We start from the raw sequence: 15674 nt of genomic DNA on the forward strand, positions 1-15674 counted from the left end.
CACCTGGCCAACTTAAGGTCTTGGCGCGTGTGGGACTACGCGTGAGCCACTGGTTTTCTCCCTTCCCTCTCGATGCTGAACTGCTCAGACTGTTGAAAGCGGCTGGACTGCGCCGCCACAAGGGCGATCCGGCGGCAGCGGAGGGGGCACTGGTGCTGATCTATCGACACCCTGCAGCCTTGTTGCAGCACTGGCAGAGCAGTGATGCGGGACCGATTAGTGCCAAAACCCTTCAAAAAAAATTCGACCAGCTTCTGAGCCACAGGAACCGAGGTCCACTGGTGGCCGATTGGCGTCTGCGGGGACTGGAAAACGATGACCTGTCTCGATGGATCGACGGAGATGGAAACCCCAAAACCATTGCGACGGTCCCAACCATTCCGCCACTGAACCGTCTGGTTCTGCTGGAACTGTTTCGATCACTGCCGGATCTCTACAGCGCTTACCTGGATCTCGAAGTGCAAGCGGAACTGTTCGGCGGTCATGCAGATAGCGACCTGATGCAACAGCTTCAGCACAGGGGAGACATCGACAGCTTGCTCAAGGACTGGTGTTCTTCAAGCCAAACCCAAGGGGATTGGACAACAGACGATGAGCGAACCCGGCGACTGGAAGCTGAACTCGAGCACTACTTACTGTTGAGCCGTGAACAGCAGAAAATGCTGAAAGAACAGAACACGATTGGCGATCGGGCTCTGCAACTGGCGAGTGCGACGGCTGATGCAGCGGCCTCACCCTGATGGTTCACGGGCCGCTGCTGGTTCTCTACCGAAAGCACCTTGCTGAAGCTGATTTCAGCGGGGCCAAAACCGTTCTCGACACAATTGAACAGCAATACGCGCATCGTCCGTTTTTTGCGGAAATCGTGGCTGGCGAACGTGAGCGACTGGAGCGACACGGCCTGGTTCTAGAGCCCAGCCACAGCAGCCGCGACCATCTGCCCACCCAACGCGCACCCAGTCCAGGGATCGATCGCGAACGTCATCAGGAGGACCACAACTGGTACTTCAATGACGAACTCGAAACCTGCCTGAACAGCTGGTGGTCCTGCACCTCACCAGCCGAAACAGCGTCAGCACCTCGTTCGCTGCTGGTTCTGGGCAACAACTTCAGCCTCAGCACAGGGGTGTTCAGGCCGATCTCCCACTACCTGAATTTCCTGCATCACCTCGGCGGCATGCGCTTGCATTCCGTTCAGCTTTCCGACGATGCCTGCCCGGACTTGATCAGACGCCTGATTGATCAACACGACACCGTGCTGATCAATGGTCTTCAACAGATTTGCAATGTCAGGCACCTGGCCAAGGCCGTCGCGGAAGCCGCCACGACATCCGGACGAAGTGTGCACGGTTATCTGCATGAAACGGCATGGATTCTTGATCGACTTCCTGAAGATCAGAAACAACGAATTCGCAACATCATTCCCCACCTCGATTTACTTCTATGTTGTCAACGTCAAAGGGACGATTTTGCACCCTATGGCTTAGCCAAAAGCCATACAATCATTCGCAATCCGACCCTTAATATCAATTCGGAGGATCCAACACAACGAAATCGACGTAACAGTTCAACAGTGTTGATGGTTGGCACAGTCAAAGAGCGCAAGGGGGTGGCCTTGTTCAACAGCTGTGCTTCACAAATGACACCGCAGGGGTTCCGTTTCAGTTGGGCTGGACAGATCAGGGACAAATACATCAGCCTGGGACCCGATGTGCTTCACCTCGGGCACTTGGGCAGCCAAGCCCTGCAACGAATCCTGTCCAAGACAGATATTTTCTTTCTCTCATCCCTAGAGGACACCTTTCCTCTATCTGCTGTTGAGGCCTATCTCCATGGCTGCAAGGTCTTGCTTCCATCCACAACAGGGCTGGTTGACCTGATGAACAATCGCAGTGGTGTTCTGATCTACGACCACCATGATGTGGATGCGGTTGAACCACTCCTTAAAACCCTCCGCGATCAACCTCCACCAACACCGTCAGATCGCCGTGCCATTGCCTCATGCCTGGGTTTGGAAGCCTTCATTGATCGGATCCACCGTCCACTAATCACAAACACCCTGGCAACCCATCGATCTTCAACAGAAAGCAACTGGCCTGGAATCGCAGTTGTTGCTCACCTTTATTACACAGATCTTGTCTTTGAACTGTCAAAGCAACTTCAATCTGTCGCAGGTCCCACCACAGACCTCTACATCACTGTTCCAACCCATAAGCAGACACCCACTCTGATCAGTCGACTGGAACGGATGTTTCAACCGCGTTTTCGCAGCGTGCAAATCATCAGCGTGCCAAACCGTGGCATGGATGTGGGTCCATTCTTTGAAGTGATTCGCAGGATCCAGGTTGCCGATGCCAATCCCGCGGATCTAATTCTCAAAGTCCACACCAAGAAATCGCGTCGTGCATCGGGAGCCGACAAAGGCAAGCGATGGCGCCGCGGACTCCTGAACGGTCTGCTGGGCAACCGCGACAATGTTCAATCAATCATCAACTGTTTCCTCCACAAACCTGATCTCGGTTTATTGGCGCCAGAGCAATTTCTGATGGTTCGGAGCCAAAAGGATCGAACCACCGGCGCTAACGACATGTTGGTAAGGGAGCTGCTGGAGCGATACCAACTTCCCGTAGAGATTGAGCAGCCCTTTGTCCGCGGAACGATGTTCTGGGCCAGATGCAGCACCCTGATGCAAGAACTGCAGCGCAGCCCGTTACCCGAGCTGATTCAGTTCGAACCAGGACATGCCACCGATGGGTCCCTCGCCCATGCCTATGAGCGGCTTCTTCCGTACCTTTTGCAACGCCATCAGCCGGTTCACCCGCATCAGCCTAGTTCCATGTTTCCCTGATCAGCGACAAGCTCGCTTGACAGCCGTTGTTCCAGCAACGCGAGGCGCCGCCGATTGAGTTCGAGACCCACCCGCTGATCCAAAAGCTCAGAGGCCAGAGGGTCATTTTTTACTGCACCCAAACGTTCGCGCAGGCAATGCTCGAGTTGACGCCTGCAAACCCTGAACTCCGGGTCATCAGTGATCGCCTCAATCATTAACCGTTCCGCCTTGTCCTGCGCGGAGCGTTTTCCTGCCAGCAACCTCTCCACCTTCTCCATCAAGGCGTCGCGTTTCCATTGCCGATCAGAACGGTTCAGGTTGCTCTGAATGCGCGGATGATCCAAACCAAGCTTCTGAGCACGACGACCGAGCGCAACCACCAACTGGTGGTTGCCCTGCTGCCGTTGCAACTGCATCTCCTTGGCACAGGCCAGTTCAATGCCATCGCTGAGGTCATCCAGCAGGACAACAGGCTGAATCTCCGCTTTCTGGAGAACCTTGCGAAGTGCAATCAAGGGATCAGGACGAGGGCGCTGGATGGCATCTGGCCCGACTTCCGGAAGGCGGGAGTCTTCAAATCCCTGATGCTGTACTGCGTAGAGAAGCCGATTCCTGACATCCTGACGACCTGCATCACTCAAATCCTGGAGTTCACGCAACAGAAGATCCACGGGAGTTTCACCGTGAGCGGGTTGTTGATTCAGATAACGCGGATCCCATCCCTCCTTGCGACAGGCATCCACCAATGGCTTACGACGCAGCGCTGTGTTGGGCATCCCCCGCTTCGTCAAAACGTTCAGAGAAGCGTACGAGGTGTTGAAAGATTGCAGGCTTAACTGACGATTCGTGGAGCGGCGCTCATGGTCAACACCTCCGATCGATTGAAGGAAGCGCTCAGCCTCAGTGCAGGCCAAGGCCAGCACCGCCCACTGCTTCGGTTGTTACGACGCCATCGCCGAGACCCTCTCGATGCCGACGAACTCAGCGACGGTCTGGCGGGACGCCATCCGAACCTCGAGCGGCGATTTCTGCATCCAAGGCTTCTGCCTGCCGAGCTTCTGGTGGCCCCGGAGAAATGGAGGCCGGAGCACGCTGGCCTTCACCTGCAAGCCCTGCTCGCCAGTCATCCTGACCTATCCGATACCGACCAGCTGATCGCATCGGGAGTCCTGAACAGGATTCTTCTTGGGGAGCTGCCGCTCTATGACGACCTGCCGGCTTTGGCGATCGATGCCTATGCACTCGAGCTGAAACAGCCCCATCGCGCAATCTGCAAACAGGAGCAGCTTTGTGCCCTTGCTCACCTCAGCAGCTTCGGGCGGGATGCGTTTCAGCGGAACCAACCCGTCGCAGCTTGTCTGGATCTTTACAACCACGTCCCACCGGTTCAGACCGACATCCCTCTCCTTCGGCCCCGCCAGCGTCCCCAACTGGTTGTGATGGATGCTGATCCGCGGCAGGCCCTGCGCATGGGACGAAGCGCCGGATGGGAAACGGTGCTGGCCGCCCCACTTCGTAAGCCTGCTGTGCTGTGGAAGGCGATCAGCGCGATGGCTCCCGAGACGCCAGTGAGCTTTTGCCACCACAGCGATCAATTGCGTAAAGACGCCCTTGACCAACTGAGTTCCTGTTGGCACAACCAACCGGATCTTGCACTTTGCAGCAGCGATGAACTGATCGCGTGGAATCCAACGGACCCGACCCAAACCGGTCATCCTCAATGCCGAGTTGCAGCGACGGCTGCTCGGCTGATCTGCCGGGGTGGTTTCGGCGGCCTTGTGACCATCAAAGCCAAGCATCTGCAACAACTGGTCCCACCGCAAGAGATGCAGTCGATGCACGAACTGCTTGTCAATCTCGCTCTGCAGGTTCTGGCCAATGGAGGACGAAGCGGTCATTGCTCAGAGACGTTGTTGACCAGAACACCCTTCCGCAATCCATCACTTCTTGATATTGCCTCTCCCATGGAACGACAAGTCTTCCATGACAAACAGATCGCAGCGCTGAACAGAACGCTGGCAACGCATGCCAAACCCTTTCTCGCTGAAGGTGGTTGGCTGGAGCCACACGACGAGATTCCAGGCGCTCAACGATGTCGCTGGAAACCTGAAACATCAACCATCGTCTCGATCGTCATTCCATTCAAAGACCAATCGGAAGTCACGCAGGCTTGCATCGATTCAATCCGCAGATACGCAGGAGAAATCAATTATGAAATCATTCTGATCAATAATAATAGCCTTGAGCAAAAGACGTTTGATTGGCTTTCAACTTTTGATCACGAACGCGACATTACGATTCTGAACATCAGCAGTAAATTCAATTTCGCTGCACTGAATAATGCTGGCCGCAGGAGTGCCCGTGGCAATTTCCTATTGCTTCTGAACAACGATATTGAATTTCATTCAGCCAAGACACTCGAACACCTTCTTGCACCCTTTGCCTTCAAAAGCACCGGTGCAGTTGGAAGTCGTTTGCAGTATCCAAACGGCAGCCTCCAACATCAGGGAGCCATCATGATTCGAGGGGAGCGAAGGGCGTTGCTGGAACCGGGCAAAGGGATTGCAGATTCTGCCATTCTCAATCGATTAACTCCTTTACGGGTTGAGGAAGAGTTCAGTGCAGCATCCGCGGCATGTCTCATGATCAAGACAGATGTCTTTAATGCCATCCAGGGATTCAATGAAGATTTTGCAGTGACGTTTAATGACGTGGATTTATGCCTGAGGTTGCGGCAGAAAGGTTACAGCGTGATGGTGACTCCTTATCCCAACATCATTCACCACGAAGGGAAAAGTCGTGGCAAAGATCTTGAGGGACAGGCCTTTGCTAGACAGCAAAAAGAACAGGGGTTGCTGCGGCATAAGCACGCAAAGATCTACCAGCACGGCGATCAACTCACCAGCCGCCACCTACACCCACATTCAAGAACATTCGCGCTGAAGGAGAATTCACAACAGCTGCCGAGACGATTGGTTAGAGAACAGATTGTGCATTGCTGGCAACGCGATGACTTCAAAAACAGACGCTCAAGAAAAACACTTCTTTTTTTCGCACATTACGATCACAACGGAAATATTCGAGATGATTTATTCGACCTTCTAGAATCCTATCGAAAGCATGCAGATCTTGTATTGATCAGCAGCACTCCCGAACTCAGCGAGAATAAACAGATTCTTCAGCGCCTGAAAAGACGCTGTGATGCAGTGATCATTCGCAATAACGAAGGATACGACTTTGGCAGTTGGATGACTGGACTCAGATTCTTAGCAACGAGACTTAAAAACTACAATCAAATTGTTTTGACAAATGACAGCCTTTGGGGACCCGTTAGACCACTGACCTCTTTATTTGAGCGCATCAATGAATGCGACGCAGATGTCATCGGATTGACCGACGATTTGATGTACGACTACCATCTGCAATCGTCATTTCTTGTGTTTCGAAAGAGCGCCCTGCAAAGCAAGGCCTTTCAAAGATTTTGGCAATCTCTGCAAGTGTTGCCTACAAAACGGGAATTAGTCAAAGCCTGCGAAGTAGGACTCTCGCAACAGCTCCACCACGCAGGATTATGCCTCAAAAGCCTATATCTTCAAAACAACAATGGGAATGCTCTCCATTTTTACTGGAAAAATCTAATTGAAGAGCAAGACTTTCCTTTTCTCAAAGTCAGCCTACTAAGAGACAATCCAACAGGACAAGACCTTACTGGATGGCAAGAGGTTATTTCAGCTGGAAACAAAAAACTAGCTAAGAAAATATTGAGCCAAATTCAAGAATTACATGATTAAAAAATTGCTTTATTGCTAGCCAGTAAAATCAATTCTTACGGATTGCTGCCAACAAAAAGCCACCGGCAGCCCATGAAACAATCACAATCCCAACAGAGGCTAGGAAAAATTGCCAACGCCAATTCATATCTTCTTCAATGGAAAGCTGTGGCTTACTCAACATTACAATGAATTTTAATTGACGCTGGCTTTCCCTTCGACTGTTATCTACAGCAATTCGGGCCGCATCAAGGGATTTCGATGCAAACTCAACATCAGATTGCAGACTTGCTGACTGCGAGGTGAGCTTGTTTAAATCTCGACCATTGGGGCCGACAGCTTTACGGCGCTCCTCCCGAATCTGTCGTTCTAGTTCCTGAACCTGATCGGAAACATAGGCAACTTCAGGTGAAGACTGATCAATGTATCGACGCCTTAACGTTGCCAATTCAACCTTAAGATCAACAAGATTAGATTCAAGCTGTGCGATAAATGACGATGTTGTTTGCTGCTCGACTTCAGGGCTCAATTGTCCATAACGATCCTGAAAAGCTTGCAGCTTTTGCTTTGCCTCTTCCAAATTATTTTCAGCAATATCAAGTTCTTTTTCAGCAAAAATCTTCTGATCTGCACTTATAGATTGATTGACTTCATTCACAAACTTCTGTGATTGGCTCAAAAGCATTTTATTGAGCTTAAGAGCCTGCTCTGGCTGAAAACCAAAGGTACGTATAATGACTGAGCCAGTCATTGGTTGTGACTCGATACTAATCTGACGACGATAAAAATCTAATTGCGTATCTGCCGTACTATCAGGCTGAAGACCAGAAAAAATATCAGGTCGTTCGGGTGCATAAATCTTCTCCAACTCCTCAGGCTTTGGGTACAACTTATTTTTAATATCGGGAGAAGCAAGAAAAACTTTGAGATACTGCCCGTCCAACAATGAATTCATCATCTGGGGAACAGAAACTCCAGAGCCGAAGATGGAGGTCGCCGCCGAGTTGACAGGAACTGGCTGTTGTACATAAAATTCAGAAACAGAACTATATCGACTTCGACCGATATTAAATGCATATAAGGCGGACAGACCCACGAAGCCAACTAGAAAGGTGCGTGGGGAGAACGCTGACTTTAAAAATCGACTTACTCCAGATCTCCAAGTGGAATCAACTTGTAAATTGGACGGCGTCTGTAAAAACTTTTTTGGGAAAACGAGTGCAGACTGTTCGGTTCCAGGCTTACCGGAATCATCGGTATTTCCAGCCTGATCGCCGCTATTCGAAATAGACTTAATCATCGTTATCGGCGATCAGCATGGATTCGTTGACCCTATACAAAATCAGAGCAAAACTAGCACACATCAAAGAGCAAATCAATAAGTATCGAAAAGAAATTCCTGGAATCGGATAAGAATCATTAATTGAGTAGCGAAAAATTTCAACGCCATGAAGAATTGGGTTCCAAGTAATTAACGGTCTCACCTGAGCTGGAAGCTCGAAAGTGGCAAAGAAAATTCCGGATGTCCATATGATTATGCGCTGCATGAACCTCTTGACTATTGATTTAAGTGCGGGTAAGAATTTACCAACAAAAAGAATACAAACACCAAACCCTACGGCCATCACAACTGTCAATAGATAAGCGCTTATTGCAAGTCCAGGACGATCAAATCGAAAACTCCAGGTAAAGCCCCAACCAAGTACAAGCGTGAACACTGATAAAAAGGCCAGTGCCCTCACATCATTCAAGGCAGAGGCCAGCAAGATATCCATCGGACTAACCCTTGAATAAAACAATGGCGCTTTTAAACGCAATCCATTGATTGACTTCAGAGCGACAGTACGAAAAAGAAATACGATGCACAATCCAGTCACTAAAAAGATGACCGGATTAAAAAATAAATCAGTACTTACAACTCCCATCCGAGGAAGAGTCATTCCTCCGCCACTCATCAATGACCGTAAACCAAGCCGAATCAGCAACAAAAATGCGAGCATTTGCAAAGGTTGAAGCAAAGAGTCCCACGAGCCAAAGGGACTACTTGCAGCCTTTCGATTGCGTTCATAGACTGAAATAGCCAAAATCACAGTAATCTGTGATTGCAACTTAGAGAGAGCAACGCTTAAAGAACGAATCATATTAAATCAAATGATGTCATAGAGACTTGGATCAATATCTTCATTGTCTAATTCCTTGCTGAAAGAACTTTCGTCAACAGAATCATCAGCATCAAGTGTTGGAGCGTTATGAGATTTTAACCACGCAAAGCAGTCTTCCACACCCCCTTCAAAAGCGATCCCACCTACATTGTCAATGACGAGGCCCCGGTGACAGTACTGTTTAAGAAACTTTCTGTTTACACTTGTCGTGATTAGACATTGATTCTCAATTCTTGCATCGAAGACCTTCTTAAAGTACTGATAAAGCTTTTCCTTTTCATTGCCCTGTAGGAAAAAAGCTGAAGGGAGTAAAAACGTTTCAAAAGAAAACGCAAGCGAAACCACCATAAAAAACAACCTTTGATCCTTGGAGCGAAGAGTTTTTAATGGCTGATCAGCAGATAGATTTAAAACTTGCAAAAAAGCTGCAAGAAACCGGTCCCAATCCAGTGGTGCCAAGCGGTCAGGATACATACCAACTAAAAATCTCATATTTTGCTTCAGTGTTAATTTGCTGTCCAACCCACCCTTTAATCCCAACGGCCAACTAACGAACCCATGAGAAATTATTTGCCCTGATTCGGGCTTTATCAAACCGTATAGCAAACTTATGAATTGACTACGAATTTTTCGGTTCGACGAAATCAAAGCGACCCTTTCGCCCTGTGAGAATGTTGTTGTCCACGGTGGGGTTAAGAACGTAGAGTCTCTAAGTGCACATTTAAAGACGACATCTTTAACTTCAATTGATGGGATCTGGGCATTAGCAACAATCAACGGAAAGGTAACCATCCAAATTGATCATACCATCGATGGCATGAAATCCATGTATTGTGATCATTCAAGCCAAACTTGATGCTCGCTGAACCCAGCGAACAGCCGATTTTCTCAATCTCCGTTGGCATCGTTCTTCCAGCCTTTTGAAAACAATGTTCAGAGCTTTTCTGCCAAGACGAAGCCAAACGGCATCAGGTACGAATGCGGTAAGAACGGTTTTTGTCAGCTTTAAATCAGCTTTTGCTACAGCTTCAAGACCACCACTCACCGGACAAATTGTCGCTGTACAGGAAAAGCAGAGGGATTTCTCAATGCCACCCAAACCAGCAATGTCACAACTTTCAAAAACAATATTTAACTTCTCAGCACCCCAATGAACGACAAAAACAACCTGAGGTTGAATTTCAAATGTAAGCAAACGATAAGGTCTTGATGCATATAAAAAACGATCATGACCCAATTGTCTCAGGTTTTTAGGATCGAGCAGTGCCCGCATGATCCGGTTGGAATCCGATAAGAACGTCTTCAAGTCATCGACAGTTGCATCAACGCAATCAATGCGGGTTATTTTTTCTCCAGAACAGTGGAGGAGCATTAGGCAGCGCGCTCAGTAGCAGGGTTCATACCAGAGGGATTTTTCATCAGATCGTCCGATTCGCAAACCGGAAATCGATTGATCGCAGCAAGAGCCTGACGAGAATGTCCACGCAACTGCTCACTGATCGCCTCGCAGTATGGAACCTGGGCAAGAAGATCAACGGTCCGGCGCATGATGCGCACTACGTCGCCCTCATCCAACGACGTGTTCGCGATCAGGTCATTCCAACCTGTGCCGCTGGCCCACGACTCAACGAGTCCCATCAACTCCTGATCCCACCATGCCGGCACCACCACACCCTCTCGCTCCTGGGCTCTGAGCAGATCACGTCGCAGGCCTGAAAGAGCATTCAGAGCTTCCTCCGCTGCGGGAGGGGGAGGGAAGCCGCTCCAGAGATCTGGCCGATTGACCTCCGTGCTGATGGCTTCAAACACACCTGCTAGATCCTCAGGTGGCAAGGCATCGAGGTGGCCACTCATCAACGCCAAACCCAACCAAAGCTCGTTGTCACCCCGTAAGGCAGCCACAGTCCTGCCAATTTCCGTTGGCTCAAGATCATCGAGACAGCCGAACTGTCGCAGGATCTCGATCAGCGACAAAAAAGTCTCCCAGTGTTTATTGGCACGGTGATGAAGCTGTTGCTGCCGGGCCTCAATTTCCTGTTCCAGTTCCTCCATGCGCCGGCGGTGCTTCTTCAGTTGTTTGCGATCCCCCCAACGGTGCGCAGGATGCAAGTCCTGCTCTTGCTCCAGCTGATGGACAAGACGCGCCTGTTGGAGAACTTCACCGGCAAGGTCGTACTGAGGCGTGTTCATGTCATGGCGGCGGGCCATATGCGCCACAGCCAGAGCGAGACCTCCACTGGCTTGGTCACCATGGCGAAGTTCACCGGAACGCTGAAGTTCAGGTTCGGCCACGCCGCTCACCTGCAGACAACTGAGCTCTGCATGCAGACTCACCACAGCCTGACAAGGCAGTAGCACCCATACATTCTCTTCCGTAAGACAGAGCAGCAGAGGGAACTGACCTGCCCCCTTAATTTTGTCGACGATCACAGCCGGGGTGACTCGGCCCCGCAGCTGTGGAGCTTTCAGACTCACCAAGGTACCGGCGCTGGCGAACTGCAGTGCCAGCGTGAGTTCATTCGCCAGTGTTTCCTCAGCCTGTTGCTGCAGGATGCGCAGCAGGCGCCGTTCCTCCCGCAGGCGGCCGCGCAGTTTCTCGTACTCCTCGAAGTCTTCCCATGGCACATCACCTGCAACGCCTTCAAGCTGACTGAGCTGAAGCCTGAGTTGTGACAACAGGTCTTCATCTTCAACAAGATCGAGACTGGCGAGGTATCGACCAAAACTGCGTTCCACCAATTCGCGAGCCTTGGCCAGGTCATGGCGTTGCAACAGGTTGAGCACCATGCCGTAGCTGGGAGTGAACTGGCTCACCAGCGGATCGGCTGGGCTCGTCGCCAGTTGTCCCGCTTCACGCACGCCTTCGAAGCGGCTCTGCACCGTGACCACGTAGCCCCTGGAATCAAGACCGCGGCGGCCGGCTCGACCGGCCATCTGCAGAAACTCACTTCCCATGAGAGGACGGTGACCTCGTTCCGTTCGCTTGGACAGAGAGGCAATGACCGTGCTTCGAGCCGGCATATTGATGCCGGCAGCAAGCGTTTCCGTGGCGAAGACCACCTTCACCAGGCCTTGCTGAAACAGCTCTTCGATCAGTTCCTTCCAAGCTGGCAAGACGCCTGCATGATGAGCGGCGATGCCCCGCAGCAGCGCATCCGCATGCAACCCATCCCGGACCGCTTCGGGATTTTCCGCGCTGTACGTCGCTAAACGCGCTTGGAGACGTGCCTGCTCTTCCCGAGTGACGAGGCACTGAACGCCCAGGTCGCGTACTGCCTTATCGCAACCTCGCCGGCTGAAGATGAAATAGATGGCAGGGAGCATGTCCCTCTCTGCCATCTGTGCCACAACAAAACTGATCGGAGGTGGCTCCGGCTGGGGAGGTTTGGGAGAACGCCCCTTGCGTTTGTGCCCCTTCGGAGCACGCCAAACCTTGCAATTGGGATGGAGACCCGTTCCTTTTTCATTCAACAAGGGATGCAGACCTTTGGCGCTGCAGAAACTGAATTGGAGCGGGACCGGCCGGTAATCGCTGGTGATGAGTGTGGTGGGACCGTGCACCTTCTCAATCCAATCGGTGAGCTGCCCCGCATTGGCCACCGTTGCCGAGAGAGCCACCAACTGCACCGAAGGAGGGCAATGAATGATTGATTCTTCCCAGACGGTTCCCCTCTGGGAATCATTCATGTAGTGGCACTCATCGAGAACCACAGCTTCCACATCTGTCAAAGGGTCGTCGAATTGATCCGCTTCGGCATAAAGCATGTTGCGGAAGATCTCTGTGGTCATCACCACAATCGATGCATCGCGGTTAACACTGAGGTCCCCTGTCATCAGACCAACGTTCTGGTCTCCGAACTGATTTCGGAAATCCCGTAGCTTCTGATTGGACAGCGCCTTGAGAGGTGTCGTGTAAAAAACCTTCTGGCCGTGCGCGAGGGCACGGTGAATCGCATACTCACCAACCAAGGTTTTACCGGACCCGGTTGGCGCGCTCACGACGACAGAGTGACCCTGGTTCAGGGCATCAACTGCTTCGAGCTGAAACCCATCCAGAGGGAATGGAAAAATTGCAGCAGGATCTAGAACCTTGGCTGGCGTCGCTTCTACGACGTCGGAAGAAGCTGGGTCCTGCGCCGATTGGCTCATCTCGTAATTCTAAAGACAACTGGTCAATCGCAACGAACGAAAGCCAGTTGCTCGAAGGAAGAGCTAGAACAACAAGGATTGTGAAGTTCCATGACGACACTTGATCTGCTAACGATCCTGCTTTCGTTCAGCCTTGCCTGTAGCGGGTTGTGGCTTTACAGACTAATTACAGAGGAGCCATCACAAAGTTGAGTTGTTTAATCGCTTGATTCAAAGGCCTGCGGTTTCTCGGCTCGGATATCTTGAATGACCAAATCGACAGCTTCCTGCATCAAATCGATTTGATTCGAATCATCAAGATCAGCTAATTCAAAACTTTTTTGTGAACGGTGAGGGAACCGATAAACATCTTCCCAACTTTTACCCCAAACCTTCTGGGCGAATTGATCATTGCCATTCTTGTAGAATGTTCTTATAATGTTAACTCTTTTTTGATCGAACCCATAATATTTTTCTTTATGCCATGAATTTGCCCGAACGTATTTATCGATAAAACGAGATTGTCCTCGAACATATTTACAGTTTGCATTGATCGCCTCCAGGCGCTTCCGAACCTGCCTCGCCAGCCAGACGCCCTTCACTCCGGGCTGATCATTGATGATTCCAGCACTCGCAGGATTCCAGCCCTGCTTAGATCGCCATCCCTGAGAGTCCATGAAGCTGTCAAATGGGTCGATACCTCCTACACCAAAAGGAATAAATTGAGCACGAATTTTTGGGCGATCAATCAAATCTGAGAACATTAGATTATAGTTAAATCGATCGTTTAATTTTCGCATACAACGTTTTGAATAACGCTGGATGTCTTGAGCATGATAAAGCCTCTTTATTTCCTGGATGTACAAAGAATTGATGTAATCAGGTTGATCTCTCAGAAAAAAGACAACTCTCAACCTGAAACCCGACCGCTTCACTGCATACAACAATCCATCCAGCAATTCCTCCTGTATCAGAACTTTGGTGAGCCTTTCATCACTGACGACAACCTGGCGAATATCCTCAGGAGTTGAATTAAGAATCCTGGATACCCTCCGAAAACTTTTTTCCTTGAGAAGCGTCGCTAATTTATAAAATCGACCAACCTTTTTTGTTTCATGCGAAAGAACGAGGACTTTATTCTTCCTCAAAATCCCTTGATTGGCGCCCAGCCTGTCCTGTATGTAAGTTGTCGCTGTTTTATGTGTTCCCGCATGGACCACTAACAGCTTTTTAGGGCTCACTCTTCGTTAAATCGATTCAAAGACTTTAAACCTAAAAACATTCCTTCGTCAAACCTCCGCACAGCCAAGCCTTCTAGTCGCGATGCCGCCAACAATCTCAAAGATCTTAAAGCCAAAAAATAAGATTTTATTCAAGCAAAAAGGCTTCAGATTTCACTGTCAATGCTTTAATAGAGTGTTGACACTTTCACATCATGCAGCTTTACCTGGTTGACTGTCAATTTGAAGATATAGAGCTCCAAAAGGCTGCCTACGCCCAGTTCATTGAACTGTGGGAAAGCGGAGCTATGGCCAAAGAGGACAAGTTTGATGGGTTTGAACTGCTCTTCCGCGTTCACGCTCCCGGAGAAGGGCGTGTTGTCGTTCTCTGCAGGGCCGATGGGGACAAACAGTTGTTTACCCACTTCGCACCCTGGCGTGCCCAATTTGGCATCGTCATGGAGATTACGCCCGTGATCAGCTGCCAGAACGTAGTGGATTACCACAAAGATCTTTTTGCCAAACTCGGAGATTGATCACGTCGTCAATCCTGATAAACCTGCTCAACCCCGTCACGGACGGGGTTTTTTTGTGCCGACTCGCGCGACCTCCATATTGCTGCCAACGCACTCCCGATCATGCAGTGCAGCACTGCCGAAATAGCCCCAGGCAAAGCCGTCAGCGGGCTCACAAAACCTCCACTGCGGGCCAGAACCACGGCCAAGCCTGAGTTCTGCATCCCCACCTCAATGCTGATCGTTCGTTGCACTGAACCGGGATAGCCGAACCAGCGGGGCAACCAAAAGCCCAACAAAAAACCTCCCGCATGAAGGAGCAGACAGGCCAAAAGCAGCAACGGCCCCTGTTGCTGAAGGGCAGCGCGCTGGCTACCGACAATGCTCGAGACGATCAGCACGATCGCCGTCACTGCCAGTGGCGGCATGACTGGCTCAACGCGACGGGCCACGCGAGGAAGCCCCTGCTTAAGAAACACGCCGATCGAAAGCGGCAGCAGGACCACCTGCACAACTTTCAGGAACAGTGCCCAGCCATCCACTGGCACGTACTGACTTGCCAGCAGCTCCGTGAGACGTGGTGTTAAGACGACCGCTGCAAGGGTGCTGCACGTGGTCATCACCACGGATAAAGCCACATCAGCGCGTCCAATCAAAGCCACAACATTGCTGGCTGTCCCTCCAGGACAACACCCGACAAGAATCAGCCCCACGGCAAAGGGCGGATCCAGTCTCAGCCCCACGGCAAGCACAGCAGCGAGCGATGGCATCACCAAAAACTGAGCCAACACGCCAAGACCCACAGGGGCAGGGCGTCGACCGACCCGCACGAAATCCCTTGGTGCCAGCCCAAGCCCCATGCCAAGCATGATCAGACCGAGTCCGCTGGTGATCCATGGTCCCCGAAACCACGTGAACCACTCGGGCACAACCAGAGACAGGCTCGCACCCAACACGGTCCAGACGGGGAACAGCAGCGTGTAGCGCTCTGGGGTCATCGGATGCAAACGGGCCATCCATCCTGCGTCGGGGTGACACGCAGACTGAAT

The 15674-nt window shown here is 50.9% G+C and carries 14 protein-coding genes; 4 read left to right on the forward strand and 10 right to left on the reverse strand.

Going from position 1 to position 15674, the window contains the following annotated elements:
* The first annotated feature begins 20 nt into the window (after window positions 1-20).
* Window positions 21-740, forward strand: a complete 720-nt coding sequence (locus tag SIB64_RS14865; protein ID WP_413440964.1) for a hypothetical protein — start codon at window positions 21-23, stop codon at window positions 738-740.
* Entirely contained in the window at window positions 740-2848 is a 2109-nt protein-coding gene (locus tag SIB64_RS14870) for a rhamnan synthesis F family protein (protein WP_413440965.1), read from the forward strand. Before SIB64_RS14865 ends, SIB64_RS14870 begins: the two co-directional genes overlap by 1 nt.
* On the opposite strand, the gene SIB64_RS14875 is transcribed toward SIB64_RS14870, so the two are convergent.
* From SIB64_RS14875 to SIB64_RS14885, 3 genes are all read right to left on the reverse strand, one after another.
* Window positions 2824-3744 (reverse strand): hypothetical protein, encoded by a 921-nt coding sequence (locus tag SIB64_RS14875; RefSeq protein ID WP_413440966.1) that lies wholly within the window; start codon window positions 3742-3744, stop codon window positions 2824-2826. The genes SIB64_RS14870 and SIB64_RS14875 overlap by 25 nt on opposite strands.
* A 67-nt stretch (window positions 3745-3811) precedes the next feature.
* The gene (locus tag SIB64_RS14880) at window positions 3812-3991 is read right to left on the reverse strand and encodes a hypothetical protein (protein ID WP_413440967.1); all 180 of its coding nucleotides are present in this window, start codon (window positions 3989-3991) and stop codon (window positions 3812-3814) included.
* Complete coding sequence (locus SIB64_RS14885; protein ID WP_413440968.1) at window positions 3964-4728, reverse strand: hypothetical protein; 765 nt, start codon at window positions 4726-4728, stop codon at window positions 3964-3966. The genes SIB64_RS14880 and SIB64_RS14885 overlap by 28 nt, the downstream gene beginning before the upstream one ends.
* A gap of 15 nt (window positions 4729-4743) precedes the next feature.
* On the opposite strand from SIB64_RS14885, the gene SIB64_RS14890 reads away from it, so the two are divergent.
* Window positions 4744-6621 carry a rhamnan synthesis F family protein gene (locus SIB64_RS14890; protein ID WP_413440969.1) on the forward strand — a complete coding sequence of 626 codons (1878 nt, stop codon included), beginning with the start codon at window positions 4744-4746 and terminating at the stop codon, window positions 6619-6621.
* Window positions 6622-6649: 28 nt separating this feature from the next.
* Here the strand turns inward: SIB64_RS14890 and SIB64_RS14895 are convergent, their stop codons facing one another.
* The 6 genes from SIB64_RS14895 to SIB64_RS14920 all read right to left on the reverse strand — a co-directional run bounded on the left by SIB64_RS14895 (window position 6650) and on the right by SIB64_RS14920 (window position 14131).
* Entirely contained in the window at window positions 6650-7900 is a 1251-nt protein-coding gene (locus tag SIB64_RS14895; protein ID WP_413440970.1) for a sugar ABC transporter, read from the reverse strand.
* Window positions 7893-8741, reverse strand: a complete 849-nt coding sequence (locus tag SIB64_RS14900; RefSeq protein ID WP_413440971.1) for an ABC transporter permease — start codon at window positions 8739-8741, stop codon at window positions 7893-7895. Before SIB64_RS14900 ends, SIB64_RS14895 begins: the two co-directional genes overlap by 8 nt.
* A gap of 6 nt (window positions 8742-8747) precedes the next feature.
* Window positions 8748-9554 carry a hypothetical protein gene (locus tag SIB64_RS14905; RefSeq protein WP_413440972.1) on the reverse strand — a complete coding sequence of 269 codons (807 nt, stop codon included), beginning with the start codon at window positions 9552-9554 and terminating at the stop codon, window positions 8748-8750.
* 49 nt (window positions 9555-9603) lie between these two features.
* Entirely contained in the window at window positions 9604-10134 is a 531-nt protein-coding gene (locus tag SIB64_RS14910; protein WP_413440973.1) for a DUF1997 domain-containing protein, read from the reverse strand.
* Complete coding sequence (locus SIB64_RS14915; protein ID WP_413440974.1) at window positions 10134-12911, reverse strand: DEAD/DEAH box helicase; 2778 nt, start codon at window positions 12909-12911, stop codon at window positions 10134-10136. Before SIB64_RS14915 ends, SIB64_RS14910 begins: the two co-directional genes overlap by 1 nt.
* Window positions 12912-13108: 197 nt before the next feature.
* Window positions 13109-14131: a hypothetical protein gene (locus SIB64_RS14920; RefSeq protein ID WP_413440975.1), complete on the reverse strand. Its 1023-nt coding sequence runs from the start codon at window positions 14129-14131 to the stop codon at window positions 13109-13111.
* Between the two features lie 194 nt (window positions 14132-14325).
* Between SIB64_RS14920 and SIB64_RS14925 the strand changes: the two genes are divergently transcribed.
* Window positions 14326-14646, forward strand: a complete 321-nt coding sequence (locus SIB64_RS14925) for a DUF3303 domain-containing protein (protein WP_413440976.1) — start codon at window positions 14326-14328, stop codon at window positions 14644-14646.
* Between the two features lie 8 nt (window positions 14647-14654).
* Here SIB64_RS14925 and SIB64_RS14930 read toward each other — a convergent pair whose 3' ends face one another.
* A complete protein-coding gene (locus SIB64_RS14930; protein ID WP_413443052.1) occupies window positions 14655-15623 on the reverse strand; it encodes a bile acid:sodium symporter family protein in 969 nt (322 codons plus the stop codon).
* Between the last annotated feature and the right edge of the window lie 51 nt (window positions 15624-15674).

It is taken from the genome of Synechococcus sp. MIT S1220 (assembly GCF_047303025.1).
Classification (GTDB): domain Bacteria; phylum Cyanobacteriota; class Cyanobacteriia; order PCC-6307; family Cyanobiaceae; genus Parasynechococcus.

Coding starts and splice junctions, on each gene's coding strand:
- SIB64_RS14870 (WP_413440965.1), top strand. CDS start 740: ATGGTTCACGGGCCGCTGCTGGTTCTCTACCGAAAGCACCTTGCTGAA.
- SIB64_RS14880 (WP_413440967.1), bottom strand. CDS start 3,991: ATGCGATCAGCTGGTCGGTATCGGATAGGTCAGGATGACTGGCGAGCA.
- SIB64_RS14885 (WP_413440968.1), bottom strand. CDS start 4,728: ATGACCGCTTCGTCCTCCATTGGCCAGAACCTGCAGAGCGAGATTGAC.
- SIB64_RS14895 (WP_413440970.1), bottom strand. CDS start 7,900: ATGATTAAGTCTATTTCGAATAGCGGCGATCAGGCTGGAAATACCGAT.
- SIB64_RS14900 (WP_413440971.1), bottom strand. CDS start 8,741: ATGATTCGTTCTTTAAGCGTTGCTCTCTCTAAGTTGCAATCACAGATT.
- SIB64_RS14905 (WP_413440972.1), bottom strand. CDS start 9,554: ATGGTTACCTTTCCGTTGATTGTTGCTAATGCCCAGATCCCATCAATT.
- SIB64_RS14910 (WP_413440973.1), bottom strand. CDS start 10,134: ATGCTCCTCCACTGTTCTGGAGAAAAAATAACCCGCATTGATTGCGTT.
- SIB64_RS14915 (WP_413440974.1), bottom strand. CDS start 12,911: ATGAGCCAATCGGCGCAGGACCCAGCTTCTTCCGACGTCGTAGAAGCG.
- SIB64_RS14925 (WP_413440976.1), top strand. CDS start 14,326: ATGCAGCTTTACCTGGTTGACTGTCAATTTGAAGATATAGAGCTCCAA.
- SIB64_RS14930 (WP_413443052.1), bottom strand. CDS start 15,623: ATGACCCCAGAGCGCTACACGCTGCTGTTCCCCGTCTGGACCGTGTTG.